At 68.1% G+C, this 24,998-nt stretch carries 23 protein-coding genes and 1 pseudogene; 20 read left to right on the forward strand and 4 right to left on the reverse strand.

Going from position 1 to position 24,998, the window contains the following annotated elements; all coding sequences use genetic code 11:
• The first annotated feature begins 19 nt into the window (after window positions 1-19).
• The 17 genes from MRB47_RS05135 (at window position 20) to MRB47_RS05215 (ending at window position 18,405) form a co-directional block, all read left to right on the forward strand.
• The gene (locus MRB47_RS05135) at window positions 20-601 is read left to right on the forward strand and encodes a DUF3305 domain-containing protein (RefSeq protein ID WP_252102086.1); all 582 of its coding nucleotides are present in this window, start codon (window positions 20-22) and stop codon (window positions 599-601) included.
• Window positions 594-1,277 carry a DUF3306 domain-containing protein gene (locus MRB47_RS05140; RefSeq protein ID WP_088888675.1) on the forward strand — a complete coding sequence of 228 codons (684 nt, stop codon included), beginning with the start codon at window positions 594-596 and terminating at the stop codon, window positions 1,275-1,277. Before MRB47_RS05135 ends, MRB47_RS05140 begins: the two co-directional genes overlap by 8 nt.
• Window positions 1,237-3,300 (forward strand): 4Fe-4S dicluster domain-containing protein, encoded by a 2,064-nt coding sequence (locus MRB47_RS05145; protein WP_252102087.1) that lies wholly within the window; start codon window positions 1,237-1,239, stop codon window positions 3,298-3,300. The genes MRB47_RS05140 and MRB47_RS05145 overlap by 41 nt, the downstream gene beginning before the upstream one ends.
• Window positions 3,297-3,935, forward strand: coding sequence for a molecular chaperone (locus MRB47_RS05150; RefSeq protein ID WP_011806566.1), 639 nt, complete (start codon window positions 3,297-3,299; stop codon window positions 3,933-3,935). The genes MRB47_RS05145 and MRB47_RS05150 overlap by 4 nt, the downstream gene beginning before the upstream one ends.
• A gap of 173 nt (window positions 3,936-4,108) precedes the next feature.
• Complete coding sequence (locus MRB47_RS05155) at window positions 4,109-4,321, forward strand: formate dehydrogenase (protein ID WP_015914109.1); 213 nt, start codon at window positions 4,109-4,111, stop codon at window positions 4,319-4,321.
• A 21-nt stretch (window positions 4,322-4,342) separates the two neighbouring features.
• Window positions 4,343-7,312, forward strand: coding sequence for a formate dehydrogenase subunit alpha (locus MRB47_RS05160; protein ID WP_252102088.1), 2,970 nt, complete (start codon window positions 4,343-4,345; stop codon window positions 7,310-7,312).
• Window positions 7,313-7,322: 10 nt separating this feature from the next.
• Window positions 7,323-7,943: a formate dehydrogenase FDH3 subunit beta gene (fdh3B, locus tag MRB47_RS05165; RefSeq protein ID WP_011806563.1), complete on the forward strand. Its 621-nt coding sequence runs from the start codon at window positions 7,323-7,325 to the stop codon at window positions 7,941-7,943.
• A complete protein-coding gene (locus MRB47_RS05170) occupies window positions 7,940-8,173 on the forward strand; it encodes a lipoprotein (protein ID WP_047349804.1) in 234 nt (77 codons plus the stop codon). Before fdh3B ends, MRB47_RS05170 begins: the two co-directional genes overlap by 4 nt.
• 13 nt (window positions 8,174-8,186) lie before the next feature.
• On the forward strand, window positions 8,187-9,392 hold the full coding sequence (locus MRB47_RS05175) for a formate dehydrogenase subunit gamma (RefSeq protein ID WP_252102089.1): 1,206 nt from the start codon (window positions 8,187-8,189) through the stop codon (window positions 9,390-9,392).
• Window positions 9,389-9,781 (forward strand): hypothetical protein, encoded by a 393-nt coding sequence (locus tag MRB47_RS05180; protein WP_252102090.1) that lies wholly within the window; start codon window positions 9,389-9,391, stop codon window positions 9,779-9,781. Before MRB47_RS05175 ends, MRB47_RS05180 begins: the two co-directional genes overlap by 4 nt.
• Window positions 9,782-9,897: 116 nt before the next feature.
• Entirely contained in the window at window positions 9,898-10,788 is an 891-nt protein-coding gene (locus tag MRB47_RS05185; protein ID WP_252102091.1) for a formate dehydrogenase accessory sulfurtransferase FdhD, read from the forward strand.
• 72 nt (window positions 10,789-10,860) lie between these two features.
• Complete coding sequence (locus MRB47_RS05190; RefSeq protein ID WP_252102092.1) at window positions 10,861-13,434, forward strand: ABC transporter permease; 2,574 nt, start codon at window positions 10,861-10,863, stop codon at window positions 13,432-13,434.
• 8 nt (window positions 13,435-13,442) lie between these two features.
• Window positions 13,443-13,670: a hypothetical protein gene (locus MRB47_RS05195; protein ID WP_252102093.1), complete on the forward strand. Its 228-nt coding sequence runs from the start codon at window positions 13,443-13,445 to the stop codon at window positions 13,668-13,670.
• A 45-nt stretch (window positions 13,671-13,715) separates the two neighbouring features.
• On the forward strand, window positions 13,716-15,287 hold the full coding sequence (locus tag MRB47_RS05200; protein WP_252102094.1) for an AAA family ATPase: 1,572 nt from the start codon (window positions 13,716-13,718) through the stop codon (window positions 15,285-15,287).
• 43 nt (window positions 15,288-15,330) lie between these two features.
• Entirely contained in the window at window positions 15,331-15,717 is a 387-nt protein-coding gene (locus MRB47_RS05205; RefSeq protein WP_015914101.1) for a TraR/DksA family transcriptional regulator, read from the forward strand.
• A gap of 42 nt (window positions 15,718-15,759) precedes the next feature.
• A complete protein-coding gene (locus MRB47_RS05210) occupies window positions 15,760-16,185 on the forward strand; it encodes a group II truncated hemoglobin (RefSeq protein ID WP_015914100.1) in 426 nt (141 codons plus the stop codon).
• A gap of 138 nt (window positions 16,186-16,323) precedes the next feature.
• A complete protein-coding gene (locus tag MRB47_RS05215) occupies window positions 16,324-18,405 on the forward strand; it encodes a bifunctional 2',3'-cyclic-nucleotide 2'-phosphodiesterase/3'-nucleotidase (RefSeq protein WP_252102095.1) in 2,082 nt (693 codons plus the stop codon).
• A gap of 134 nt (window positions 18,406-18,539) precedes the next feature.
• Here MRB47_RS05215 and MRB47_RS05220 read toward each other — a convergent pair.
• The 3 genes and pseudogenes from MRB47_RS05220 to radC all read right to left on the reverse strand — a co-directional run bounded on the left by MRB47_RS05220 (window position 18,540) and on the right by radC (window position 21,132).
• A pseudogene (locus MRB47_RS05220) lies at window positions 18,540-19,232 on the reverse strand (Smr/MutS family protein).
• A complete protein-coding gene (locus MRB47_RS05225) occupies window positions 19,205-20,419 on the reverse strand; it encodes an esterase-like activity of phytase family protein (protein ID WP_252102096.1) in 1,215 nt (404 codons plus the stop codon). The pseudogene MRB47_RS05220 and the gene MRB47_RS05225 overlap by 28 nt, the downstream one beginning before the upstream one ends.
• Window positions 20,416-21,132 (reverse strand): RadC family protein, encoded by a 717-nt coding sequence (gene radC / locus MRB47_RS05230; protein ID WP_015914096.1) that lies wholly within the window; start codon window positions 21,130-21,132, stop codon window positions 20,416-20,418. Before radC ends, MRB47_RS05225 begins: the two co-directional genes overlap by 4 nt.
• An 82-nt stretch (window positions 21,133-21,214) precedes the next feature.
• Here radC and MRB47_RS05235 point away from each other — a divergent pair, with 82 nt between their 5' ends.
• From MRB47_RS05235 to MRB47_RS05245, 3 genes are all read left to right on the forward strand, one after another.
• Window positions 21,215-21,691 carry a peptidylprolyl isomerase gene (locus tag MRB47_RS05235; RefSeq protein ID WP_252102097.1) on the forward strand — a complete coding sequence of 159 codons (477 nt, stop codon included), beginning with the start codon at window positions 21,215-21,217 and terminating at the stop codon, window positions 21,689-21,691.
• Between the two features lie 13 nt (window positions 21,692-21,704).
• Window positions 21,705-22,700 carry a 4-hydroxy-3-methylbut-2-enyl diphosphate reductase gene (gene ispH, locus MRB47_RS05240; protein WP_252102098.1) on the forward strand — a complete coding sequence of 332 codons (996 nt, stop codon included), beginning with the start codon at window positions 21,705-21,707 and terminating at the stop codon, window positions 22,698-22,700.
• 250 nt (window positions 22,701-22,950) lie between these two features.
• Window positions 22,951-24,273, forward strand: a complete 1,323-nt coding sequence (locus tag MRB47_RS05245) for a hemolysin family protein (protein WP_252102099.1) — start codon at window positions 22,951-22,953, stop codon at window positions 24,271-24,273.
• Window positions 24,274-24,276: 3 nt separating this feature from the next.
• Here the strand turns inward: MRB47_RS05245 and MRB47_RS05250 are convergent, their stop codons facing one another.
• On the reverse strand, window positions 24,277-24,957 hold the full coding sequence (locus MRB47_RS05250) for an HPP family protein (RefSeq protein ID WP_252102100.1): 681 nt from the start codon (window positions 24,955-24,957) through the stop codon (window positions 24,277-24,279).
• Window positions 24,958-24,998: the final 41 nt, after the last annotated feature.

A 24,998-nucleotide genomic window follows, 5' to 3' on the forward strand; every position in this document is an offset into this window, starting at 1 on the left:
CCGGCGTACAGTGGCGCGCATGTCCTCCCGCCCCTTTATCTCCGTTGCTGTGGTCATGCACCGCGAGCACCTGAACAACCGCTGGCAGCCCTGGCGCTGGTCCCTGGGCGAGGTCGTGCCGCATGAAGACGTGTTTGGCTCCGTGCCCCGCCTGTTGCGCCAGAGCGAGGCCGAGGAGCACTGGCTGTTCCCCGGCTTCGCCGTGGAGCTGTTCCGCGACGATGTCGAGGGCTACCACCTCAATCTGAGCGCGCCCGAGCCCTGTTGGTTCGTGCACTGGCGCATGGACGAGGAGCCCGGCGCGGACGGGCACCAGCTGGCGCGCCCGGTCGATGTGAGCCTGAGCTACCACGATGCGGGCCGATGGCTGGATGCCCAGGAAAACGTGGACCAGGTGCCTGCGCCCGGCCCGGTGCGCGAATGGCTTCAGGCCTTTGTGACGGAGCACTACCAGCCCGAGCCCAAGCGCCGCCGCCGGCCCGAGAGCTTTCGCCCACTGACCGACCGGTTCGGCAACCCCGCTTCCATCTCCACGGGCAAGACGCGCGGAGGCGGCGGTGGCGGTGGCGCGCCGGCAGAAGGCGAGGGCGGTCATGGCTGAGGGCTTCCTGGGCCGCTGGTCGCGGCGCAAGCAGGAGGCGCGAGACCCCGAAACCGCTTCCCAGACCGAGGTGGAGGTTGCTGCGGCGCCCGATCTGCCGCCGCAGCGTGAAGCACCTGTGGCACCCGTGCAGCAACTCACCGCACAGCCAGCAGCGCAACCGGCAGCCGCAGCGCGGCCGTTGCCTACGCTGCAGGACGTGCAGGCGCTCACGCCAGAGTCCGACTTCTCCAGTTTCGTGACGCGCGGCGTGGCGCCGGAGGTTCGCAATGCCGCCATGAAGAAGCTGTTCAGCGACCCGCACTTCAATGTGATGGACGGGCTGGATGTCTATATCGACGACTACACCCAGCCCACGCCGCTGCCGCTGAGCACGCTGCGCCAGCTTGCCAGCGCCAAGGTGCTGGGGCTGGTGCAGGAGGACGCGCCGCAGGAGCGCTCCAGCACGGCAAAGGCCGGCCAGGGTGCTGGGGTGATCGAGCCGCAGCAGGCCGCGGGCGACCTTGATGTGGCACAGTCCGGCGTATGCAACGCCATTCCTAGCCCGCAGGCGCCGGATGCTGCACCGCAGCAGACCGCGCCCGCCAGCCACCTACCTGATGCCCAAGACGCTGATATGCGATTGCAACCGGACCATGCCTCTGGACCCCAGGGCACTGGGAACGGCTCTGCATGAGGAGCTGACGCTCCACTCCACCCTGTGCCGCCGCGAGGCCGGCGCCTTCCAGCAGGCCGTGCGCAGCGGCGAGACGGTGCTTGTCGCCTGCACCCAGGAACAACGCCTGTTCACCGAACTGGCCGAGCAGACCGAAGGGGCCACTTCGCCCCTGCGCTTCGTCAACATTCGCGAGACTGGCGGCTGGAGCCGCGATGCGCGCCAGGCCGGCCCCAAGATCGCTGCGTTGCTGGCGGCGGCCCATCTGCCAGAGCCCGAGCCTGTGCCCACCGTGAGCTTTCGCAGTGGTGGACGTCTGCTGATCATCGGCGCGCTGGATGCCGCCGAGCGTGCGGCCACGCTGCTGGCCGACGTGCTGGACGTGACGCTGTTCGCGCAAGGCCCCGGTGATGCCGGTGGCCGGCAGGAGCGGCGCTTTCCCGTGCTGGGCGGGCGCGTTGTGTCACTCAAGGGTTGGCTGGGGCGATTTGCGCTGCAATGGACGGCGGACAACCCCATCGACCTGGACCTGTGCACGCGCTGCAATGCCTGCGTGACCGCCTGCCCCGAGAACGCCATCGGGCTCGATTACCAGATCGACATGACGGCCTGTACCGGCCACCGCGATTGCGTGAAGGCCTGCGCGGTGGCGGGTGCCATCCGCTTCGAGCGCGAGGCCGAGGTGCAGTCGCAGGACTTTGATCTGGTGCTGGACCTGCGCCCTGCCGGCGCCGGGCCCACCTTTTTGCAGCACGCGCTGCCGCAGGGGTACTTCCGCTGGGACGGGCAGGACCTGCAGGCGCTGCTGCGCCTGCGCGACCTGGTGGGTGAATTCGAGAAGCCCAAGTTTTTCAGCTACCGCCAGAAACTCTGCGCCCACAGCCGCAACCGCGAGGTGGGCTGCAATGCCTGCGTGGACATCTGCTCGGCCGAGGCCATCAGCAGCGACCCCGTGCGCCAGCAGGTGGTGGTCAATCCACACCTGTGCGTGGGCTGCGGCGCCTGCACCACGGTCTGCCCCACGGGCGCCATGGGCTATACCTACCCGTCCGCGCAGGACATGGGCACGCGCATCCGTACCCTGCTGTCCACTTATGCCCAGGCCGGCGGCCGCCAGCCCAGCCTGCTGCTGCACAGCCAGGAGAGCGGGCAGCAGCTCGTGCATGAACTGGGGCGCGCGGCCCAATTGGGCGTGGCCCAGGGCGTGCCCGCGCACATGATCCCCGTGGCGCTATGGCATACAGCCAGTGTCGGTATCGATCTGTGGCTCAGTGCCATCGCGCAGGGGGCGACACAGGTGGCGGTGCTGTTCACGGGGGACGAGGCACCGCAGTACGTGGAGGGCCTGCAGTCGCAGATGGCGGTGGCGCAGGCGTTGTTGCACGGCCTGGGCTATACGGGCACGCATCTGCATTGCGTGCATGCGCGCTCCGCGACCGATCTGGATGCGGGGCTGCGCGCGATCGGCGGCGCGTGCGGCAGCGTACCGGCGCAGGCCGCCCGCTTCACGCCGACCAATGACAAGCGCGCTACGCTGGAGCTGGCGCTGGATCATCTGGTGACCAATGCCCCCGCGCGCGAGTTGCCCGAGGCCATTGCGCTACCCAAAGGGCCATCTCCGTGGGGTACGGTGGTCGTGGACAAGGACCGCTGTACGTTGTGCCTGAGCTGCGTGAGCGCCTGCCCCGCCGGCGCGCTGCAGGACAATCCGCAGGCACCGCAGCTGCGCTTCACTGAGCAGAATTGCGTGCAATGCGGCCTGTGCGAGCGCACTTGCCCCGAGAACGCCATCGCGCTGCAGCCGCGCATGCTGCTCACGCCGGAGCGCGGCCAGCCGCGCGTGCTGAACGAGACCCAGCCCTATGGCTGCATCCGCTGCGGCAAGCCTTTCGGCACGCTGCAGGCCATCGAGGCCATGCTGGGCAGGCTGGCCGACCACCCGATGTTCCAGGGTGAGGCGCTGGAACGCCTCAAGATGTGCGGCGACTGCCGCGTGATTGACTTGTACTCCGCCCAGAACGAAGCGAAAGTGACCGACCTGTGAGCAGCCCCACCACAGCCCACCTCACCGCCCCGGCCACCACCTCCGCGCTGGATGAGGAAACCGCGCGCGCAGAGTTGTACGGCCTGTTGGCCCAGCTGTACTACGCCTCGCCCGATCCGGCACTGCTGGATGCGTTGCGCGTCGCCGTGACCGAGGCGCCCGCCAGCGGCGCCTTTTTGCAGGAGCCTTGGCAGCAGCTCGTTGCCGTGGCGCGCGAGCTGACGGACGGCGCGGTGGCCGACGAGTACGACGCGCTCTTTGGCGGCGTGGGCAAGCCCGAGGTATTCCTGTACGGCTCGCACTACCTGAGCGGCTTTCTGAACGAAAAGCCCCTGGCGCGGCTGCGCACCGACCTGCAGCGCCTGGGCCTGGCCGCACCGGAGGACATGCCCGATACCGAGGACCACATCGCCTACCTGTGCGAGGTGATGCGCTACCTGATCGCTGGTGACGATGGGGGCGTGTGCCACCTGGAGTCGCAGCGCACCTTCTTTGCCGCGCATATCCAGCCCTGGGTGCTGCAGTTGTGTGATGTGCTGGAGCAGCAGCCGCGGGCGCGCTTTTACGCCGTCCTGGCGCGATTCACGCGCGCCTTCGTGGCTGTGGAGTCGCAGGGCTTCGACATGCTCGAGTAAGCGCGGCGCCGCACCTAGCGCGGAACGTACAACGGTGCAGCACGCCCATCGCCAAAGGTGAGCCCGATCCTCGGGTGACGTTGCCGCATTGTGACCAATGTCATAGACTGTATGAATGCGGCTTCATACGCCGCGATTTTTCCGTTTTCTTGCCAGCATTCCTGGAGACAAAAATGCAGGACCGCCAGCCCACCCCTTCCCGTCGTCGTTTCTTTGCAGGTGCTGCCACCGTCGGTGCCGCAGCCGCTTCCGTGGCCGTGCTTCCGCGCATGGTGACCACCCCGCAGGCTGTGGTGGAACAGGCCCCGCGCCCTACCCCCGAGCGGGGCGGCGGCTACCATGAATCGGACCATGTCCGCCACTACTACAACACCACCCGCATCTGATGCGGCACAGCGGGGTTCGCCATGTTGCTGACTAAAAAATCTTCCCATGCGCCGCAAGGTGCACAGGCCTCTTCCCCCTTCGTGCACAGCCTGCGGCGTGGGCTCTCGCAGGCCCTGCCTACCATGGACCGCCGCGCTTTCCTGCGCCGCTCGGGCCTGGGGGTGGGGGTGGGCATTGCCGCTTCGCAGCTCACGCTGGTGCGCAAATCTCAGGCAGCCGAGGGTGCCAAGGTCGCCATCGGCGATACCAAGGTCGAGGTGCGCCGCACCGTGTGCACGCACTGCTCGGTGGGCTGCGCGGTGGATGCCGTGGTGGAAAACGGCGTATGGGTGCGCCAGGAGCCGGTGTTCGATTCGCCCATCAACCTGGGAGCGCATTGCGCCAAGGGCGCTTCGGTGCGCGAGCACGGCCACGGCGAGTACCGCCTGCGCTATCCGATGAAGCTGGTCAACGGCAAGTACGAGCGCATCAGCTGGGATACGGCCCTGACCGAAATCTCCGCCAAGATGCTGGAACTGCGCAAGGCCAGTGGCCCTGACAGCGTGTACTTCATCGGCTCTTCCAAGCACAGCAATGAACAGGCCTACCTGCTGCGCAAGTTCGTGAGCTTCTGGGGCACCAACAACTGCGATCACCAGGCGCGCATTTGCCACTCGACCACCGTGGCGGGTGTGGCCAACACCTGGGGCTACGGCGCCATGACCAATTCGTACAACGACATGCAAAACAGCAAGGTCGCTCTGTACATCGGCTCCAACGCGGCTGAAGCCCACCCCGTGAGCATGTTGCACATGCTGCATGCCAAGGAAACCGGCTGCAAGATGATCGTGGTGGACCCACGCTTCACCCGCACGGCCGCCAAGGCCGACGAGTACGTGCGCATCCGCTCGGGCACCGACATTCCTTTCCTGTTCGGCCTGGTCTATCACATCTTCAAGAACGGCTGGGAAGACAAGAAGTACATCCATGACCGTGTCTACGGCATGGAAAAGGTGCGCGACGAGGTCATGGCCAAGTGGACACCCGACAAGGTGGAAGAGGCCTGCGGCGTCAAAGAAGAACAGATGTTCAAGGTTGCCAAGATGCTGGCCGACAGCCGCCCCGGCACCATCGTGTGGTGCATGGGCCAGACGCAGCATTCCATCGGCAATGCCATGGTGCGTGCCTCCTGCATCTTGCAGTTGGCCCTGGGCAACGTGGGCAAGAGCGGTGGTGGTACCAACATCTTCCGTGGCCACGACAACGTGCAAGGCGCGACTGACGTTGGCCCCAATCCTGACTCCCTGCCAGGCTACTACGGCCTGGCCGAAGGCTCGTGGAAGCACTTCGCCAACGCCTGGGGGGTCGACTTCGAGTGGATCAAGGGCCGCTACGCATCGCCCGCCATGATGAGCAAGAACGGCATCACCGTCTCGCGCTGGATCGACGGCGTGTTGGAGAAGAACGAGCTCATCGACCAGGATTCCAACCTGCGCGGTGTCTTCTACTGGGGTCATGCGCCCAACTCGCAGACGCGCGGCCTGGAGATGAAGCGCGCGATGGACAAGCTGGACCTGCTGGTGGTGGTTGATCCCTATCCGTCGGCCACGGCGGCCATGGCGGCCATGCCCGGCAAGCCAGAGGATCTGAATCCCAACCGGGCCGTGTACCTGCTGCCGGCCTGCACCCAGTTTGAAACCAGTGGTTCGGCCACGGCATCCAACCGCTCGCTGCAGTGGCGCGAAAAGGTCATCGAGCCGCTCTGGGAGAGCCGCAGCGACCACATGATCATGTACCAGTTCGCGCAGAAGCTCGGCTTCGACAAGGAACTGGTCAAGAACTACCAGATGCAGAAGGTCAAGGGCATGGACGAACCCGTGCCCGAGGACATCCTGCGTGAGATCAACCGCTGTGTCTGGACCATTGGCTACACCGGCCAAAGCCCTGAGCGCCTGAAGGCCCACATGAAGAACATGCATGTGTTCGACGTGAAGACCCTCAAGGCCAAGGGCGGCAAGGACAAGGAAACCGGCTACGACTTCGCTGGCGACTACTTCGGCCTGCCATGGCCCTGCTACGGCACGCCCGAGCTCAAGCACCCAGGCACGGCCAACCTGTACGACACATCCAAGCACGTCATGGACGGTGGCGGTAACTTCCGCGCCAACTTCGGCGTGGAGCGCAATGGCGAGAACCTGCTGGCCGAGGATGGATCGCACTCACTGGGCGCAGACATCACCACCGGCTACCCCGAGTTTGACCACGTGCTGCTCAAGAAGCTGGGCTGGTGGGACGAGTTGACCGACGCCGAGAAGACGGCGGCCGAAGGCAAGAACTGGAAGACCGATTCCTCGGGTGGCATCATCCGCGTGGTCATGAAGAACCATGGTTGCCATCCCTTTGGCAACGCCAAGGCGCGGGCCGTGGTGTGGAACTTCCCCGATGCGATTCCCCAGCACCGCGAGCCCATCTATGGCACGCGTCCCGATCTGGTGGCCAAGTACCCCACGCACGAGGACAAGAAGGCTTTCTGGCGCCTGCCCACGCTCTACAAGAGCCTGCAGGACAAGAATGTGGCGGACAAGGTGTACGAGAAGTTCCCGCTCATCCTGACGTCGGGCCGCCTGGTCGAGTACGAAGGCGGTGGTGAAGAAACCCGCTCCAACCCCTGGCTGGCCGAGTTGCAGCAGGAAGCGTTCGTGGAAATCAACCCCAAGACCGCTGCCGACCGTGGCATCCGCAACGGTGAGCGCGTTTGGCTCAGCACCCCCACGGGCGCGCGCCTGAATGTGCAGGCCCTGGTCACCGAGCGCGTAGCGCCCGACACCGTGTGGATGCCATTCCACTTCTCCGGCCGCTGGCAAGGCGCCGACATGCTGGCGTATTACCCCAAGGGGGCAGCGCCCGTGGTGCGCGGCGAGGCGGTCAACACCGCCACGACCTATGGCTACGACAGCGTGACCATGATGCAAGAAACCAAGACCACGATCTGCAACGTGGAACGCGCATAAGGAGGCAGCGATGGCACGGATGAAATTCATTTGCGACGCGGAGCGTTGCATCGAGTGCAACAGCTGCGTGACAGCGTGCAAGAACGAGCATGAAGTGCCCTGGGGTGTGAACCGCCGCCGCGTGGTGACCCTGAATGACGGCGTGCCCGGTGAAAAGTCCATCTCGGTCGCCTGCATGCACTGCAGCGATGCGCCTTGCATGGCGGTGTGCCCCGTGAACTGCTTCTACCGCACGGAAGAGGGTGTGGTGCTGCATGACAAGGACGTATGCATTGGCTGCGGCTATTGCAGCTACGCCTGCCCGTTCGGTGCGCCGCAGTTCCCCTCGCAGGGCACTTTTGGTGTGCGCGGCAAGATGGACAAGTGCACCTTCTGTGCCGGTGGTCCCGAGGAGCACGGCAGCCAGGCCGAGTTCGAGAAGTACGGACGCAACCGCCTGGCCGAGGGCAAGCTGCCCGCCTGTGCCGAAATGTGCTCCACCAAGGCGCTGCTGGCCGGTGACGGCGACGTGGTCGCCGACATCTTCCGCACCCGCGTGGTCCAGCGGGGCAAGGGCGCCGAGGTCTGGGGCTGGGGCACGGCCTATGGTTCCAAGCAGGCCGGCCAGCCGCCGGCGGGAGCAAAGTCATGAAGACGCGTGCATGGCATGTTCTGGGCGCCCTGGGCGCAGCCGTGGCCCTGACGGCCTGCGGCGAGAAACCGCAGACCGGCGGCGGTGTGAAGTACGACGCACCGCCCTACGCGGGCACGGGCAGCAACTTCACTTCTCCCGACTGGAAGGCGGGCGATGCGGGCAGCTGGGAGCAAAAGCTTAAGACCCGCATGCAGTACGGCCAAAACGAATACAACCGCGTGCGGTGATGCGAGGTCTGCCATGAAACACCTCTTGTGTGCATTGCTGCTTGCCAGCGGTGCCGCGTGGGCGCAGGCCCCGGCGGCGCCCGCCAGCGACGCGGCAGCGCCCGCGGCGGCAGACGCTGCCCCTGTGCCGGCGGCGGTTGGTGCCGTCAAAAGCCAGAACATCTTCGACGTGAAGCCCGATGCCAGTGAGGAGCCGGGCTACGCCCAGCAGACCAACGGTGAGCGTGCCAAGGTTCAGCCGGGCAACAACGCGCCCATGTGGCGGCAGGTGCGAGATGGGGTGACGGGCTACAGCAGCCTGCCGGCGAGCCAGGCCCCTGAGGCCGGCAACCTGATCCAGCCGTTCGCGCAATACCCCGGCTCGCGCTACACCACGGCAGGCCAGGCGTGGCGTGAGGTGCGCAATAACTGGATCATTCCCTACGGTGCGGCCTTGCTGGGCATCACCGTGCTGGCGCTGGCCATCTTCTTTGTGACCAAGGGCACCCTGGGCCACGCGGATGCCGAGGCTGGCGGTCGCCGGATCGAGCGCTTCACGCCCTTCGAGCGCGCGGCGCACTGGTCCAATGCGATTGCGTTCGTCACGCTGGCCATCACGGGCATCCTGATGGCGTTCGGCAAGTTCTTCCTGCTGCCCGTGCTGGGCGCACAGCTCTTCGGCTGGCTGGCGTACGCGGCGAAGAACGTGCACAACTTCATGGGCCCGCTGTTCGCCGTGTCGCTCACGGTGATCATCGTCACTTTCATCAAGGACAACATCGCCAACCGCGCGGACTTCGTCTGGCTGTCCAAGGTAGGTGGCATGTTCACCCACAAGGAAGTGCCGTCGCACCGCTTCAACGCAGGCGAGAAGGGCATGTTCTGGTGGGGCATCACTATTCCCGGCGTGTTTGTTGTGCTGTCGGGCCTGGTGCTCGACAAGTTGATCCCCGGCTGGGGCCTGCTGCGCGGAGAGATGCAGATCGCCCACATGGTGCACGCCACGCTGGCCCTCTGGATGATGGCGCTGCTGCTGGGCCACATCTACATGGGCACGATCGGCATGCGCGGGGCCTACAAGGCCATGAAGACCGGTTACGTGAGCGAGGCCTGGGCGCGCGAGCACCATGAGCTGTGGGCCGACGATGTCCGCAGCGGCAAGATTCCCGCACAGCGCAGTGGTGCGGCTCCCGCCGCGCAAACCACGCCTTCCCACCCCGCCGTAGGAGGAACCTCATGATTTTTGCAGCAACTCTCGTGCGCCGCTGCACAGCGGGTCTGGCGCTGGCGTCGTTGGCCGGCGTGGCAGCCGCCAAGCTGCCGCCCCTGTCGCCCGAGGCACAGGCCAAGGCGGCAGAGACCGCCGCCAAGGCCGCATGGTCCGGCAAGGTGGACGCCTATAAGCTGTGTCAGGCACAGGACCGCGTGGTGGCGCACTACCGCCGCACCGCGCCGAACGCCGCGCCTGCGGCGTCTGCCCCCGCGTGCATTGATCCGGGTCCTTTCAGCTACACGCCGCCGGAGGCCAAGCCGCTAGAGGCCGCGGGTGCTCACTCGCCTGCGGGCACTGCCACCAGCCCCCCCAACACGGCCGTGCCGGCCGCCGCCGCGTCGGCCCCCAAGAGCTGACCGAGCCGCCAGTCCGCAGTGCCTGGAGGCCCGCGGGCCGGTGACTGTGGCCTCTCTGTACTGCACGCCCCGCCGCGCTCTGCGCGCCGGGGCGTCGTTACGTGTACGCTGCACCCATGACGCCAACGTCCCAACCACAGACCCTCTCTCGCCATGCCAGTGTGCCGCGGCTCACGCAGGCGGTTGCGCCGCTCACCCATGCGGTGCAAGCCATCAACGAAAGAGGCGAGCGCGAAGAGCTGCACATTCCCGCCGAACGCCCGCTCACGGTGTACGTGGATCGGCGCGAGCTGGTCACGCTGATGACGCTGGGCGCACACCCCGAGCTGCTGGTGTTGGGATACCTGCGCAACCAGCGGTTGGTGGATTCCGTGGAGGAGATCGAGTCCATCACCGTGGACTGGGAGGTCAACGCCGCCGCCGTCGCCACGCGCCGCGGCATCGCACGCATCGAAGAGCGCACCGCGCGCAAGGTCGTCACCACCGGCTGTGGCCAGGGCAGCGTGTTCGGCGGCTTGATGGACGAGGTGGCCGGCATACACCTGCCTCCCGCGCAACTGACGCAGGCCGAGCTGTACGGCATCGTCAACGCCATCCGACTTCAGGAATCCACCTACAAGTCCGCTGGCTCGGTGCACGGCTGCGCCCTGTTCCAGGGGCCGCAGATGCTCGTCTTTGTGGAGGACGTGGGACGCCACAATGCCATTGACACCATTGCGGGCTGGATGTGGATGCAGCAGCCTGCCGAGGCCATGCAAGGCAGCGACAAAGTCTTCTACACCACGGGTCGCCTCACGAGCGAGATGGTCATCAAATCCGCCCAGATGGGGGTGCCCATCGTGGTGTCGCGCAGCGGCATGACGCAAATGGGGCATGCCGTGGCCAGCCAGCTGGGGCTGTGCGCCATCGGACGTGCGACCAATCGGCGCTTTCTCTGCTACAGCGGGGCGGATCGGCTGGTGCTGCAGCCAGAGCAGGCACAGGCGCCGCCTGTACCCGCTGCGTAGCGGCGCAAGGGGCCCTATGTGGCCAATGGCGGTCATTGAGGCACACATAGTGCCGGTGGCATGATGCACGCCATGCCCGCATCCCCCGCCTCTGCATCTTCGCAAGACTCGGCAACCGGCCGCATCGCTGTGCCATGGGCTCGCCTGGGCTGGCGCACGCTCTGGCGTGATCTGCGCGCGGGCGAGTTGCGCCTGCTCATGGTCGCCGTGACGCTGGCCGTGGCAGCGCTCACCTCGGTGGGTTTCTTTGCGGATCGACTTCAGGGTGGCCTGGCGCGCGACGCACTGCAACTGCTGGGCGGCGACGCAGTGGTGGCCAGCGACAACCCCACGCCCGTCGCGTTTGTGGAGCAGGCACGGGCGCTGGGTTTGACGGGCGTGACCACCCTGAGCTTTCCCACCATGGGGCGCGCGCCCGATCTGCAGGGCGGCGCCAGCCGGCTGGTGGCGCTCAAGAGCGTGGAGCCGGGCTACCCGTTGCGCGGCCGCCTGCAGGTGGCGGACGCCCCTCAGCGCCCCGGCATTCCCACACAAAGCATTCCAGCGCAGGGCGAGGTCTGGGTGGACGCTCCGCTATTGGAGTCGTTGGCGCTCCAGTTGGGTAACTTCCTGCTGCTGGGGGACACGCAACTGCGCATCACGCGCATCATCACGCTGGAGCCCGACCGCGGGGCGGGCTTCATGAACTTTGCCCCGCGCGTGATGCTCAATGCGATGGATCTGCCCGCTACCGGGCTGGTGCAGCCCGCCAGCCGCATCACTTACCGCTTTGCGGTGGCCGGCACACCGGACGCCGTCAAGCGCTTCACCGCCTGGGCCAGTGCGGCGGCGGCCGAGCCGGGCATGCGCGGCGTGCGTGTGGAGTCGCTGGACAGCGGTAGGCCTGAGATGCGCCAGACGCTGGACCGCGCGCAGAAGTTCCTCAACCTCGTGGCGTTGCTGGCGGCGTTGCTCTCGGCCGTGGCCGTGGCGCTGGCCGCGCGCGGCTTCGCCAACGAGCATCTGGACGCCGCCGCGCTGCTGCGCGTGCTGGGCCAGAGCCAGCGCACGATCGCCGGCGCCTACGTGATGGAGTTCGCTTTGGTCGGCCTGTTCGCCAGCGCGCTGGGTGTGCTGCTGGGCTTTGCGGTGCACCATGTGTTCGTGTTGCTGCTTGCGGGGCTGGTGGAATCGGCACTGCCTGCGGCCAGCCTCTGGCCCGTGGCCTTCGGCGTGGGCGTGGGCCTCACGCTGATGTGCGCCTTCGGCCTGCCGCCGGTGCTGCAGCTGGCGCAGGTGCCGCCGCTGCGCGTGATCCGGCGTGACCTGGGGAATGTGCGGCCCACGTCCCTGGCTGTGCTGGGCCTGGGCGTGGCGGGGTTTGCGGCGCTGCTGCTGGTGGTCAGCCGCGACTGGAAGCTGGGCGCGATCGCCGTGGGTGGTTTTGCCGCAGCCGCGCTGCTGTTTGCCGCGCTGGCCTGGGCGGCTGTGGGGCTGCTGCGCAAGAGTGTGCGCGAGACCACGGCGCCGCGCTGGCTGGTGCTGGCCACACGCCAGATCGCCGCGCGCCCCGCCTATGCCGTGGTGCAGGTCAGCAGTCTGGCGGTGGGGCTGCTGGCGCTGGTGCTGCTGGTGCTGCTGCGCACGGACCTCATCGCCAGCTGGCAGCGTGCCACGCCGGCCACGGCGCCCAACCGTTTCGTGATCAACATCCTGCCGGACCAGGCCGAGGCCTTTCGCCAGATGCTGCAGCGGGCGGGCGTGGCGCAGTACGACTGGTACCCCATGTTCCGCGGCAGGCTGGTGGCCATCAACGACCGCCCGGTGAGCATGGACGACTATGAGGACGACCGCGCCAAGCGCCTGGTGGACCGTGAGTTCAACCTCTCCAACGCCCACGACGCGCCGGAGCACAACCCCATCGTGGGCGGGCGCTGGACCCCTGACGAGCACGGCGCCGTGAGCGTGGAGGAGGGTATCGCCAAGACGCTGGGCCTCAAGCTGGGCGATAGACTGCGCTTTGACATTGCCGGCGTGCAGAGCGAGGCGCGCATCACCAGCCTGCGTCAGGTGGACTGGAGTTCCATGCGTGCCAATTTCTTCGTGATGTACCCGGTGGCGCAGATGCCCGACGTGCCCTACACCTACCTGGCCGCCTACCGCGCGCCGCAGCAGCCGGGCTTTGACAACGCGCTGGTGCATGCCTTCCCCAACATCACCAACGTGGACATGAGCGCCACGCTGGCCCAGGTGCAAGGGGTGCTGGCGCAGGTGATCCGCGCGGTGGAGTTTCTGTTTGCCTTCACGCTGGCGGCTGGGCTGGTGGTGCTGTTCGCGGCCGTCACCGCCACGCGCGAGGAGCGCGCACGCGAATTCGCCATCATGCGTGCCGTGGGCGCACGTGCCAGCCTGCTGCGACAGGTGCAGCGTGCCGAACTGGCCGGCGTGGGCCTGCTGGCGGGCTTCCTGGCCAGCTGTGTGGCCGTGGCCGTGGGCTGGGCGCTGGCGCGCTATGTGTTCGACTTCAGCTGGACGGCCCAGTTCTGGGTGCCGATCGCCGGTGCGCTGGCGGGTGCGCTGCTGGCGCTGGCGGCGGGTTGGTGGGGTTTGCGCGAGGTGCTGCGCCGCCCCGTGGTACAGACGTTGCGCAGCGCAGCGCAGGAGTGAGGAGGGCCATGCCGCAACAGGACACGCCGCATTGGGAACCCGACTGGTCGCAGGCGCCCGAGGGCTGGGATTGGCTGGCGCAGGACGAAGACGGGCGCTGGTACTGGTACCGCACGCAGCCGCAGGTGGGTGTGGGCGGCGGCGTGTGGCGCTCCAACTCGCGCCACCAGCAGTACGCCGGCCAGGGCCTGCCCAACCCGGCCTGGGACGCCTCGCTGCGCCATCGTCAACAATGATTTTGATAGCTGCCAGCGCTTGCTGGTATTGAGCTGGAGGCCAATTTGGTTATTGACGCAGACGAGAGTGCCGATCTGGCTGCCGCGCTGTGTCGGGCCCTGGGCGTGGCCGAGGGGGGGCCGGTGGAGCATGTGCAGACGCACCTGTCGCATCTGCTGCTGACCCCCACGCATGCCTACAAGCTCAAAAAGCCGCTGCACCTGCCCTTTGCCGATTTCCGCACGCTGCAGGCGCGGCGCCATTTCTGCGGCGAGGAACTGCGTCTGAACCAGCGCCTGGCGCCCATGCTCTACCGGGACATGCTGCCGGTGGTGGGCAGCGCCAAGGCGCCGCGCCTGGGGAGCGTGGAGGAAGCCGGCAACGCTATCGACTGGGTGCTGCGCATGCGCCGCTTTCCCAAGGGCAGCGAGGCCGATGCCCTGGTGCGCGCCGGCGCGCTGCTGCCCGCGCAGGTGGACGCGTTTGCCGCGCATCTCGCGCGCTTTCACGTCGGCGCGCCGGTGGCGCCGCCGGATGGCGGCTGGGGCACGGCCGTGCAGGTGGAGCAGGCCATCACCGGCGTGCTGGACACGCTGGTGCCGCTGCTCGGCGAAGCCGAGAGCGCGCGGCTGGCGGCGCTGCGCATGTGGTTCAGCGCGCGCCAGCCCCTGCTGGCCCTGTGCTGGGCCGTGCGCCACGCCACGGGCCATGTGCGCGAAGGCCATGGGGACCTGCACCTGGGCAACGTGGTGCTGCTGGCGGGTGTGCTCACCGCCTTCGACTGCATCGAGTTCAGCCCGCCGCTGCGCTGGATCGACACGCTGGCCGACGCGGGTTTCTTCAGCATGGACCTGCATGCCCATGGCCGGTCGGACCTGGCCTGGCGCTTCCTGGACGGCTACCTGGCGGTGACGGGCGACTATGCCGGCCTGGCCGTGCTGCGCCCCTACGAGGTCTACCGCGCGCTGGTGCGGGCCATGGCCGCGCGCCTGCGTGCCGCGCAGGGTCTGGCGGGGACATCGGGGCCGGACTATCTGGCTTGCGCCGAACGCCTGGCCGCGCCGCTGGCCCCCCGCCTGCTGATCACCTATGGACTGTCGGGGTCTGGCAAGTCCACCGTCGCCGCCACGCTGCTGGAGCAAGGCGCCGTGCGCCTGCGCTCGGATGTAGAGCGCAAGCGCCTGTATGGCCTGGCGGCGCTGGACAGCTCCGCCGCGCGGGGTGTGGACATCTATACCCCCGAGGCCTCGCGGCGCACCTTCGCGCACCTGCGCCAGCAGGCGCGCGCCGTGCTGCAGGCAGGCTACCCGGTGATCGTGGACGCGGCCTTCCTGCACCGGCGCGAGCGCGACGCCTTTCGCGCGCTGGCAAGCGAATTGGGCGTTCCGTTCACCATCCTGCATTGCCATGCGGACCCACAGCAACTGCGCGAGCGCGTGCTGCGCCGCAGCGCGGCCGGCACCGACCCGTCGGAGGCCAGCCTGGCCGTGCTCGCGCGCCAGCAGGACAGCGCCGAGCCACTGGCGCCCGACGAGCAGGCACAGGTGCTGGATGTGGCCACCGACCGGGCATGGGATGCGGTGGCGCTGTGCGGCCGTTGGCAGGCGGCGGGCCGTGGCGCGGAGGGCGGTGCTTGATGTGTGTCAACATGCCTCGTATCGCCAGTGGCATGCTGAAACCATGAACACCACCCCTCTCTCCGATTCCCAACGCGAACAGCTGCGCGGTGCGCTGGAGCAGCGCAAGCAGCAATTGCTGGCCGAACTGGGCGAGGCCCAGCGCGACACGCTGGCCGTGGCCACCAACCGCGCCGATGCCGAGCGGCTGGACGACCGCAAGGACCAGGCCGACCGCATGGCGCAAGCCACCGTGCGCGACGCCGAGGCCACGCGCGACCACGACGAGCTGGTGGCGGTGCGCGCGGCCCTGGCACGCCTGGCCGACGGCAGCTATGGCGAGTGCACTGACTGCGGCCAGCCCGTGGGCGTGGCCCGCCTGCTGGCCCAGCCCGCGGCGGCGCGCTGCATTGCCTGCCAGTCCAAGGCCGAGGCGCGCGGCGAGCGTTGACAGCCCTGAGGAAGCGGCGCCGGCGCCGGCCCGCTTTCTACAATGGCGCGTATGTCAGCACCTGATTCCGCGCCGTCCGCCCCCACGCCTGCCACACCGTTCGAGCGGATCGGCGGCGAGCCGCGCATCCGCCAACTGGTGGACCGTTTCTACGACCTCATGGACCTGGAGCCCGGCTACGCCGAGCTGCGTGCCAGCCACGGCACTACCCTGGATGACGCGCGCGACAAGCTGTTCTGGTTCCTCTGCGGTTGGCTGGGCGGGCCCGACCACTACCAGAGCCGCTTCGGCCACCCGCGCCTGCGCGCGCGCCACATGCCGTTTTCCATCGGCATCCTGGAGCGGGACCAGTGGGTCGCCTGCATGGACCAGGCCATGGGGGAAGTGGACGTGCCCGACGATCTGCGCGCGCGCCTGAACGAGAGCTTCATGGGAACGGCCGACTGGATGCGCAACCGCGGCGGTTGAGATAGCTATTGATTCAATAGCTATTGGCGCTTGTGGCAAGCGCGGTGAAGACGGATGCGACATGTGGACCCGCGGCGTCACATGCCTGTCAAACCCGGCCCACAGACTCTGGTGTTTTATCCACCACCAGGGTCTTCCATGCAGGACACTTTCTTGCGCGGCCAGCCATTTGCCGTGCGCCTTGCCTTTGTTTTCCCCCGTCGCCATGCGCTGGGCGCGCTGGCCTGTGCCGCGCTGCTGGCCGCCTGCGGCGGCAACGACGACGATGGCGACAGCTCCGCCGCCACGCCCGCCACGGCCACGCTGGCCGTGCTGGAAACCACCGATCTGCACTTCAACGTGCGCAGCTTCGACTACTTCAAGTTGGCTGAGGACAAGACCTACGGCTTCGAGCGCACGGCCACGCTGGTGCGCGCCGCGCGCAAGGAGTTCGCCAACACCCTGCTGGTGGACAACGGCGACACCATCCAGGGCACGGCTCTGGCCGACTACGAGGCCACGGTCAGCCCCATCCCCTGCACGCAGCAGCTGTCCATGTACAAAGCCATGGGCGCTTTAGGCTTTGACGCGGGCACGCTGGGCAACCATGAGTTCAACTACGGCCTGCCGTTCCTGAACCAGGTGCTGGGCGGCGGCCTGGAGGTGGACGGCGTGGACGCCACCAAGAAATGTGCGGGCAACGGCTATCCCGCCGTGCTGGCCAACGTGTACAGCAGCAAGACCAAGAAGCCCCTGGTGCAGCCCTACACGGTACTGGAGCGCACGCTGGTGGCCAAGTCCAGCGACGGCAAGGAGGTCCAGCTGCCCATCAAGATCGGCGTGATCGGTTTCACCACGCCGGGCATCATGAACTGGGACAAGCGCTTCCTGGAGGGCAAGGTCTACACCGAAGGCGCCGTCGAGGCCGCGCAAAAGTACGTGCCCGAGCTGCGTGCCAAGGGTGCCCAGCTGGTCGTCGCGCTGCTGCACGGCGGCCTGGACGCCAGCAGCTATTCGCCCACCATGGAGAACCCGGGCCTGCACCTGTCCAAGGTGCCGGGCATCGACGCCATGGTCATGGGCCACCAGCACAGCGTGTTCCCGGACCTGTCGGCCAAGCCCGCCTTCACGCAGGCTGGCGTGGACAACAAGGCCGGCACCATCAATGGCGTGCCTGCTGTGATGGCCAGCTCCTGGGGCAAGTCGCTGGGCGTGATCCAGCTTGCGCTGAAGTGGGACGGCAAGGCCTGGAGCGTGGACAAGGCCGCCAGCAAGAGCGAGCTGCGCAACATCCAGACCAAGGACGCCGCAGGCGCCAACGTATTCGTGGCCGCTGACCCCGCCGTGGCACCGCTGATCGAGAGCCAGCACCAGGCCGCCATCAACTACGTGAAGACGCCGATCGGCAACACCGACTTCCGCATGAGCACGCTGTTTGCCGACGTGGGCGACCCCGGCGCGATCCAGATCGTGAACCAGGCGCAGCAGGCCTACGTGGCGGCCTACATCCAGGCCAACCTGCCGCAGTACGCGCAGTTGCCCGTGCTGTCGGTGAGCGCGCCGTTCAAGTCGGGCTTCCAGGGCGGCAAGGACTTCACCGACGTCGCGGCCGGCCCGCTGGCCATCTACAACGCGGCCGACCTGTACCTGTACCCCAACACCGTGTACGCGGTGAAGGTGAACGGCGCCGACATCAAGGACTGGCTGGAGGCCGCCGCCAAGCGCTTCAACCAGATCGACCCCGCCAAGGCCGGCGAGCAGGCGCTCATCAGCACCTTCCCCGGCTACAACTTCGACATGTTCACCACCGCGGACGTGCAGTACGAGATCGACGTGACGCAGCCCGTGGGCAGCCGCATCAAGGGCCTGACCTACAAGGGCCAGCCCATCGACCCGGCGCAGGAGTTCGTGATCGCCACCAACAACTACCGCGCCACCAGCGGCAAGAGCTTCATCCCGAAGCTGGACGGCTCGGCCACCATCTGGGCCTCGCCGGATGCCAACCGTGATGTGGTCATCGAGTACGTGCGCAAGAACCCGCAGGTCACGCGCGTGGCCAACGGAGCGGCCAAGAGCTGGCGCTTCACCCAGGTGACGACCGCGGGCGACGTGGTGTTCAGCTCCGGCGCGGACGCGCTGCCCGTGGCCCAGGCCGCGGGGCTGGCCGGCGTGTCGCTGCTCGCGGCCGATGACGGCTCGGGCAAGGGCATGGCCAAGTACAAGATCGACCTGTCCAAGTAAGCGCTGCGCGTCCCCCCGCACGGGGGCTGGCCCACGGTGGTGCACGCCCCCGTGGGCCTTTTGCTTCTAAAACAATAGCTGCTGGCGCTTGATGGATAAGCGCTGAAGGCTGTTTTGGCTTGAAGTGCTGGTCGTCAGCCGCCCGGCCTGCGCCGCCCGGGCTGCAGCAGCACCACCAGCGCGCCCGCGCCGCCGTCCAGCGGCCGCGCCTGCACGAAGGCCAGCACCTCTTTCTTTTGCACCAGCCAGCGTTGCACCCGGCCCTTGAGCACCGGTGTGCGGCCCGGCGACCCCAACCCCTTGCCATGCACCACGCGCACGCAGCGCAGGCCCGTGCGGTGCGCCAGGCGGATGAAATCGCCCAGCGCCTCGCGCGCCTCATCGGTGCGCAGGCCGTGCAGGTCCAACTGGCGCTGGATGCTCCAGTGCCCCCCGCGCAGCTTGCGCGTCACGTCCAGCCCGATGCCCGGGCGGCGAAAACTGAGCTGGTCGTCCACGTCCAGCAGCGTGGTCACGTCGAACTCGTCGCTCAGCGACTCGCGCAGCACGCGCTCTTCGTCCAGCGCGCGCTGCACGGGCAGCGGCTCGGGCGGCTCGGGCGTGGACCAGCGCCGCTCGTGTCACCGCTTGAGCGGCTGCACGGGGCCCACTGCGTCGGCGAACAGGTGGTGCTCGGCGCGGGCGCGCCGCTCGGCCTCGCGGCGCAGGCGCTCGCGCTCGGCCCGCTGCTGCGCGGCCTCCTGCAACGCACGGCGCAGGGGCTTGAGGTCGGCGAAGGAACGGGCGGTGAGGGCAGCGTTCATGGGCTGGGGGCGGTTGTACCGCATCGTCCATGTTCGCCCTGGGGGTCCAGGTATTCGGCGGCAATGAACTGCGTGACCTGCGCGGGGTTGAAGTTGTCGTCGCTCACGAAGACCAGCACGCAGCTGCCCGCCGTGCTGCCGCCTGCGCCACCGCCGGGCAGGGACGGGCCCCAGGTCATGCCCTCCAGGTTGTCCACATCCAGGCCCAGGGCGGCGAAGTCGGCCACCAGGGTCTTGGGGGGGCTGTGGTGGTTGGCGGGGGTGAGCGCATCCAGCGCCAGTGTGTCGCTGCCCGCGCGCGTGTCGATGCGGTACAGCCGCGCGGCAAAGCCGGCGCCGGCGCTGTAGGCGCGCTCCAGCACCAGCAGGTGGTGCGCACCATCGGCCAGGATCTCGCTCACGCCGTTCATCTGCGGTCCCCAGGGCAGGCGGCGGGCCTGCGGCACGTCGTCGGGCGGGTAGGCGATCTGGCGCAGCGCTTGGCCGCTGACCAGGTCGATGGCCGTGATGCGCACCGGCGCACCGCCCGATGCGGGCGTGGCCGGGGGGCCGTCCTGGCGCCAGGGCAGTTCCATGGACAGCCACGCGGTGCGGCCATCGGGCGCCAGGGCGAGGCCCTCCAGCGTGCCGTTGCTGCGCGGTCCGCTGCCGGCCTGGGGCGTGAAGCGGGCGGGCAGGGCGACATCGCGCACGGCCGCGCCGTCGGCGCGGCTTACGCGCAGTTGCGGGCCGAAGCCGCGGCTGAAGTCGCCCTCGCTGGTCCACACGAACTGCGCACCGCCGGGCAGCCAGCGCACGGCCTCTGCGTCGGGCACGTCCATGCCGGGGTGCGCCCTCAGCCACGGCGCGTAGGGCCGGCCGCCGGCATGCAGCAGCGTATGCACGCCGGTGAATTCGGGCGGGGCGAGGGCGGTGGCGTCGTAGCGCAGCCGGGCGGTGTAGATGCGCGCCGGGTCATGGCTGGAGCGGTCGTCGCTGATGATCAGGTAGGTGTCTTGCGCGGGGTTGTAGTCGATGCCGGAGAGGCCGCCCACCGTGGTGCCGCCATAGCGGGTGAGCGGCGGCACGGTGGCAGTGCCGATGAGCCGCAGCAGCGGGGCCTGGGCCGGCGGCTGCGGGGGCGACAGGCGCGTGGCCAGCGGGACGCAGCCCGCCATGGCCAGCAGCAGCGCCTGGGCCAGTACGCGCCGCGCGCGCCCCGGTGCGCTCACACCAGCCCTTGCTCGGCCATGGACAGGGCCGCGCCTGGCGCCACGATCACATGGTCGAGCACGCGCACGTCCACCAGCGCCAGCGCGGCCTTCAAGGTCTGGGTCAGCGCCTCGTCGGCGCGGCTCGGCTGCACGCTGCCGCTGGGGTGGTTGTGCGCCAGCACCACGGCGGCGGCATGGTGGTGCAGGGCGCGCAGCACCACTTCACGGGGGTAGACCGAGGTTTGCGTGAGCGTGCCCCGGAACAGCTCTTCCATGGCGATCAGGCGGTTGCCGCTGTCCAGGAACAGCACGGCGAACACCTCGTGCGTGCGCCCCGCCAGGTGCAGCTGCAGGTAGTGCTGGACGGCCTGCGGCGAGTCGAACACCTCGCGCTCGCGCAGCTGCTGGGCCATGGCGCGGCGGGCGAGTTCCAGCACGGCCATCAGCTCGGCGCGCTTGGCGGGGCCCAGGCCCTTGATGCGCTGCAGGTCCTGGCTGCTGGCGTGCAGCAGCCCGGCAATGCCGCCAAAGCCGCCGCCGGCGCTGCGGCCCGTGGCGGGATCGCGCACGGGATCATCCAGCAGCTCCTGGGCCAGCTGCAGCACGCCCTTGCCCGCCAGGCCCGTGCGCAGCAGGATGGCCAGCAGTTCGGCGTCGGACAGTGCTGCGGGGCCGCGTGCGAGCAGCTTTTCGCGGGGCTGGGCATCCAGCGGCAGGTCTTTGAGGGGCATGGCGCGGTGGGCGCCGCCCCGGCATACGGCCGTGGGGGCTTGCCCGGTTTTCTACAATGCCGGCAGTTTATCGAGAGCTTTCATGACCGCAGACGTCTTCGCATCCTCGTCCACCGTGCCCACTGTGCAACAGGGCTCGTTCCTCACGCTGCACTACCGCCTGGCCGGCCCGGCGGGTGACGTGATCAATACCTTCGAGGACAAGCCCGCCACGCTGTCGGTCGGCACGGGCGAGCTTTCGCCCGCGCTGGAGCAGCGCCTGATCGACCTGCCCGAGGGCGCGCGCGCCACGTTCGAGCTGGCCGCGGGCGAGGCTTTCGGCGAGCGCAACCCCGACATGCAGCAGTGGGTGGCCAAGAAGCTGCTGAACGAGCTGGGCGACCCCCACGAGGAATACACCGTGGGCGACGTGGTGCAGTTCCCCACGCCCGACGGCACGGGCCAGTACGCCGGCGTGGTGCTGGAGGTGCGCGAAGACGGCGCCGTGCGCTTTGACTTCAACCACCCGCTGGCGGGCGTGCCCGTCACCTTCGAAGTGCTGCTCATCGGCGTGCTCTGAACGGGACGCCGCCATGCAAAAACCCCAGGAAATCGTTCTGGCCGAGCCGCGCGGCTTTTGCGCGGGGGTGGACCGGGCCATCGAGATCGTCGAGCGCGCCATTGCCAAGTTCGGCGCGCCCATCTACGTGCGCCACGAGATCGTGCACAACACCTACGTGGTGAACGACCTGAAGGCCAAGGGCGCGATCTTCATCGAGGACCTGGACGAGGTGCCGCCCGGCGCCACGCTGATCTTCTCGGCCCACGGCGTGAGCCGCGCTGTTCAGGACGAGGCGCGCGCGCGGGGTTTCACCATCTTCGACGCCACGTGTCCGCTGGTGACCAAGGTGCATGTCGAGGTGGCCAAGCTGGCCAAGGAAGGCTACGAGTTCATCATGATCGGCCACAAGGGGCACCCCGAGGTCGAGGGCACCATGGGCCAGTTGGACCATGGCATCCACCTGGTGGAAGACGTGGCCGACGTGGCCCGTGTGCAGCCCGCGCAGACCGAGAAGCTGGCCGTGGTCACGCAGACCACGCTCAGCGTGGACGACGCGGCCGAGATCACCGCCGCCGTGCGCGAGCGCTTTCCGTCGATCCGCGAGCCCAAGCAGCAGGACATCTGCTACGCCACGCAGAACCGCCAGGACGCGGTGAAGCTGCTCAGCCCGCAGGTGGACCTGGTGGTCGTGGTGGGCAGCCCCACCAGCTCCAACAGCAACCGCCTGCGCGAGCTGGCAGCGCGCCTGGGTACGCCGGCCTACATGATCGACAGCGTGGACGAGCTGCGCCACGAGTGGTTTGACGGCATCTCCCGCGTGGGCCTCACGGCCGGTGCGTCGGCACCCGAGGTGCTGGTGCAGGCCGTGATCACGCGCATCAAGGAACTGGGCGCGGTGGCCGTGCGCAAGCTGGACGGCATCGAGGAAACCGTGAAATTCCCGCTGCCCAAGGGCCTGAAGCTGGACGCCGCCACGGGCCTGGAGATCACCGAGCGCCCGCCCGAAACCGGCCCGGGCGGACACTGAACGCACTTCTTCGCCCGCTAAAGCCCGGGCGTCGCGGGGCTGCGCGAACCCTGTGTGCGACATTGTTGCTTCAATATTTATAGCTGTTTGCGCTTGATGGATAAGCGTTAGAGGCATATTTTGCATCTATGTGGCAATGCCTGCGCGTGGGTGGGGCATGTGGCACCGGATGGCCAATCCCCCGCAGAATGTGGGCCTCTTTACAATTTCCGCTTCTTCACACCGTGGGGGCACGCTGGGCCCCCTGCATATGGAAATAGCAATACTGTTCGCCCTCATCCTGCTCAATGGCGTGTTCGCCATGTCCGAGCTGGCTCTGGTCTCCGCGCGCAAGACGCGCCTGCAGAAGCTGATCGATGAGGGCGATAGCGGGGCGATCGCCGCGGCCAAGCTGGGTGAGAACCCCACGCGCTTTCTCTCCACCATCCAGATCGGCATCACTTCGATCGGCGTGCTCAACGGCATCGTGGGCGAGTCGGCCCTGGCCAAGCCGCTGGGCGAGTGGCTGCTGGGCCTGGGGGTGGAGCCGCAACTGGCCGGCTACCTGGCCACGGGCCTGGTGGTGGTGCTGATCACCTACTTCTCGATCGTTGTGGGCGAGCTGGTGCCCAAGCGGCTGGGCCAGAGCTACCCCGAGACGCTGGCGCGCGTCGTGGCGCGCCCCATCAACTGGCTGGCGCTCGCCACCAAGCCCTTCGTGCGCCTGCTGTCGATCTCCACCGAGGGGCTGCTGCGCGCCCTGGGGGTGAAGGAATATTCCGCCAGTGCCGTGACGGAGGACGAAATCCACGCCGTGCTGGCCGAGGGCACGAGTGCCGGCGTGATCGAGTCGCACGAGCACCAGATGGTGCGCAACGTGTTCCGCCTGGACGACCGGCAGATCGGCTCGCTGATGGTGCCGCGCGCGGACGTGGTGTTCCTCGATGTGGAGGAGCCTTTCGAGGAGAACCTGCGGCGCATCGAGGAGTCCGACCATGCGCGCTTTCCGGTGGTGCGCGGCGGCATGGAGAACATCCTGGGCGTGCTCAACGCGCGCCAGTGGCTGTCGCGCACGGTGCGCGACGCCCAGGCGCGCGACCTGACGACCCAGCCGCTGCAGACGGCGCTGTACGTGCCCGAGACCATCAATGCCATGGAACTGCTGGACAACTTCCGGCAGTCCGACGTGCAGATGGCCTTCGTCATCGACGAGTACGGCGAGGTGCAGGGCATCGTGACCGTGCAGGACATCATCGAGGCCATCACGGGCGAGTTCCAGCCGCGCGACCCTGAAACCTCTTGGGCCGTGGAGCGCGAGGACGGCAGCTGGCTGCTGGATGGCCACATTCCCGTGCCCGAACTCAAGGACCGCCTGCAACTGTCCACCGTTCCCGAAGAGGACCGCGGCCGCTACCAGACCCTGAGCGGCATGGTCATGTTGCTGACCGGCAAGCTGCCCAAGGTCACCGACACGGTGCAGTGGGAACGCTGGCGCTTCGAGGTGGTGGACATGGATGGCAAGACCATCGACAAGGTGCTGGCCTCCCGCCTGCCCGACGAGGAAGTCAGCGCCGATCCCGCGAGCGGCGACTGAGGCTCAACTCCACAGGTCCAGCGGCGGGTCCGCCGCCACCGCGCGCAGGATGTCGGTGCGCGAGATGAAACCCGCGAGCAATCCGCGCTCATCCGTCACCGGCAGGCCGGGCAGGCCGGTGTCCAGCAGCACGCCCGCCACGCGGCGCAGTTCCGTGTCCTCCGCCACCGTGGGTACGGGACTCACCATCACTTCGGAGACCGGCCGGCGTGCGAGCTCAATGGCCTGCTTGACCGCGCCGGGCTCGGGCAGCAGGTCCAGGGGCGCCATGTCGGCGCGCAGCAGCAGGCCCACCACTTGGCCCTGATCATTCACCACGGGGGCCTGTGCAATTTCGTGCTCGGCCAGCGTCTGCCACGCATCGTTCACGCGCTGATCGGGGGCCACCGTGAGCGCGCCCCTGGTCATCACGTCGCCCACGCGCGACAGCGGCTGACGCGGCTGGGCGGGGCCCTGCTCGGTCTGTACATAGGCCGATACGGCCTCCAGCAGGCGCAGGGGCTTGGGCGTCGCCGTCTGCGCCGTGGCGGGAGGGGCTGCGGTCGCAACAGGTGCCGCGTCGCTGTCCAGGGCGCGCGTGCGCAGGGCCTGGGGGCGGTGCACGCGCCGCACCGGCGCCACCTGCGCCAGCTTGTCCGGTCCACCCCGGTAGATTTGCCCCGAAGGGCCGAACACGAAAAACATGGCTTTGCCTCCTGACCCCTGGCCAATGCACCCGCATTCGT

This window comes from Diaphorobacter sp. LI3, from assembly GCF_022807955.1.
In the GTDB taxonomy this organism is placed as follows: domain Bacteria; phylum Pseudomonadota; class Gammaproteobacteria; order Burkholderiales; family Burkholderiaceae_C; genus Diaphorobacter; species Diaphorobacter nitroreducens.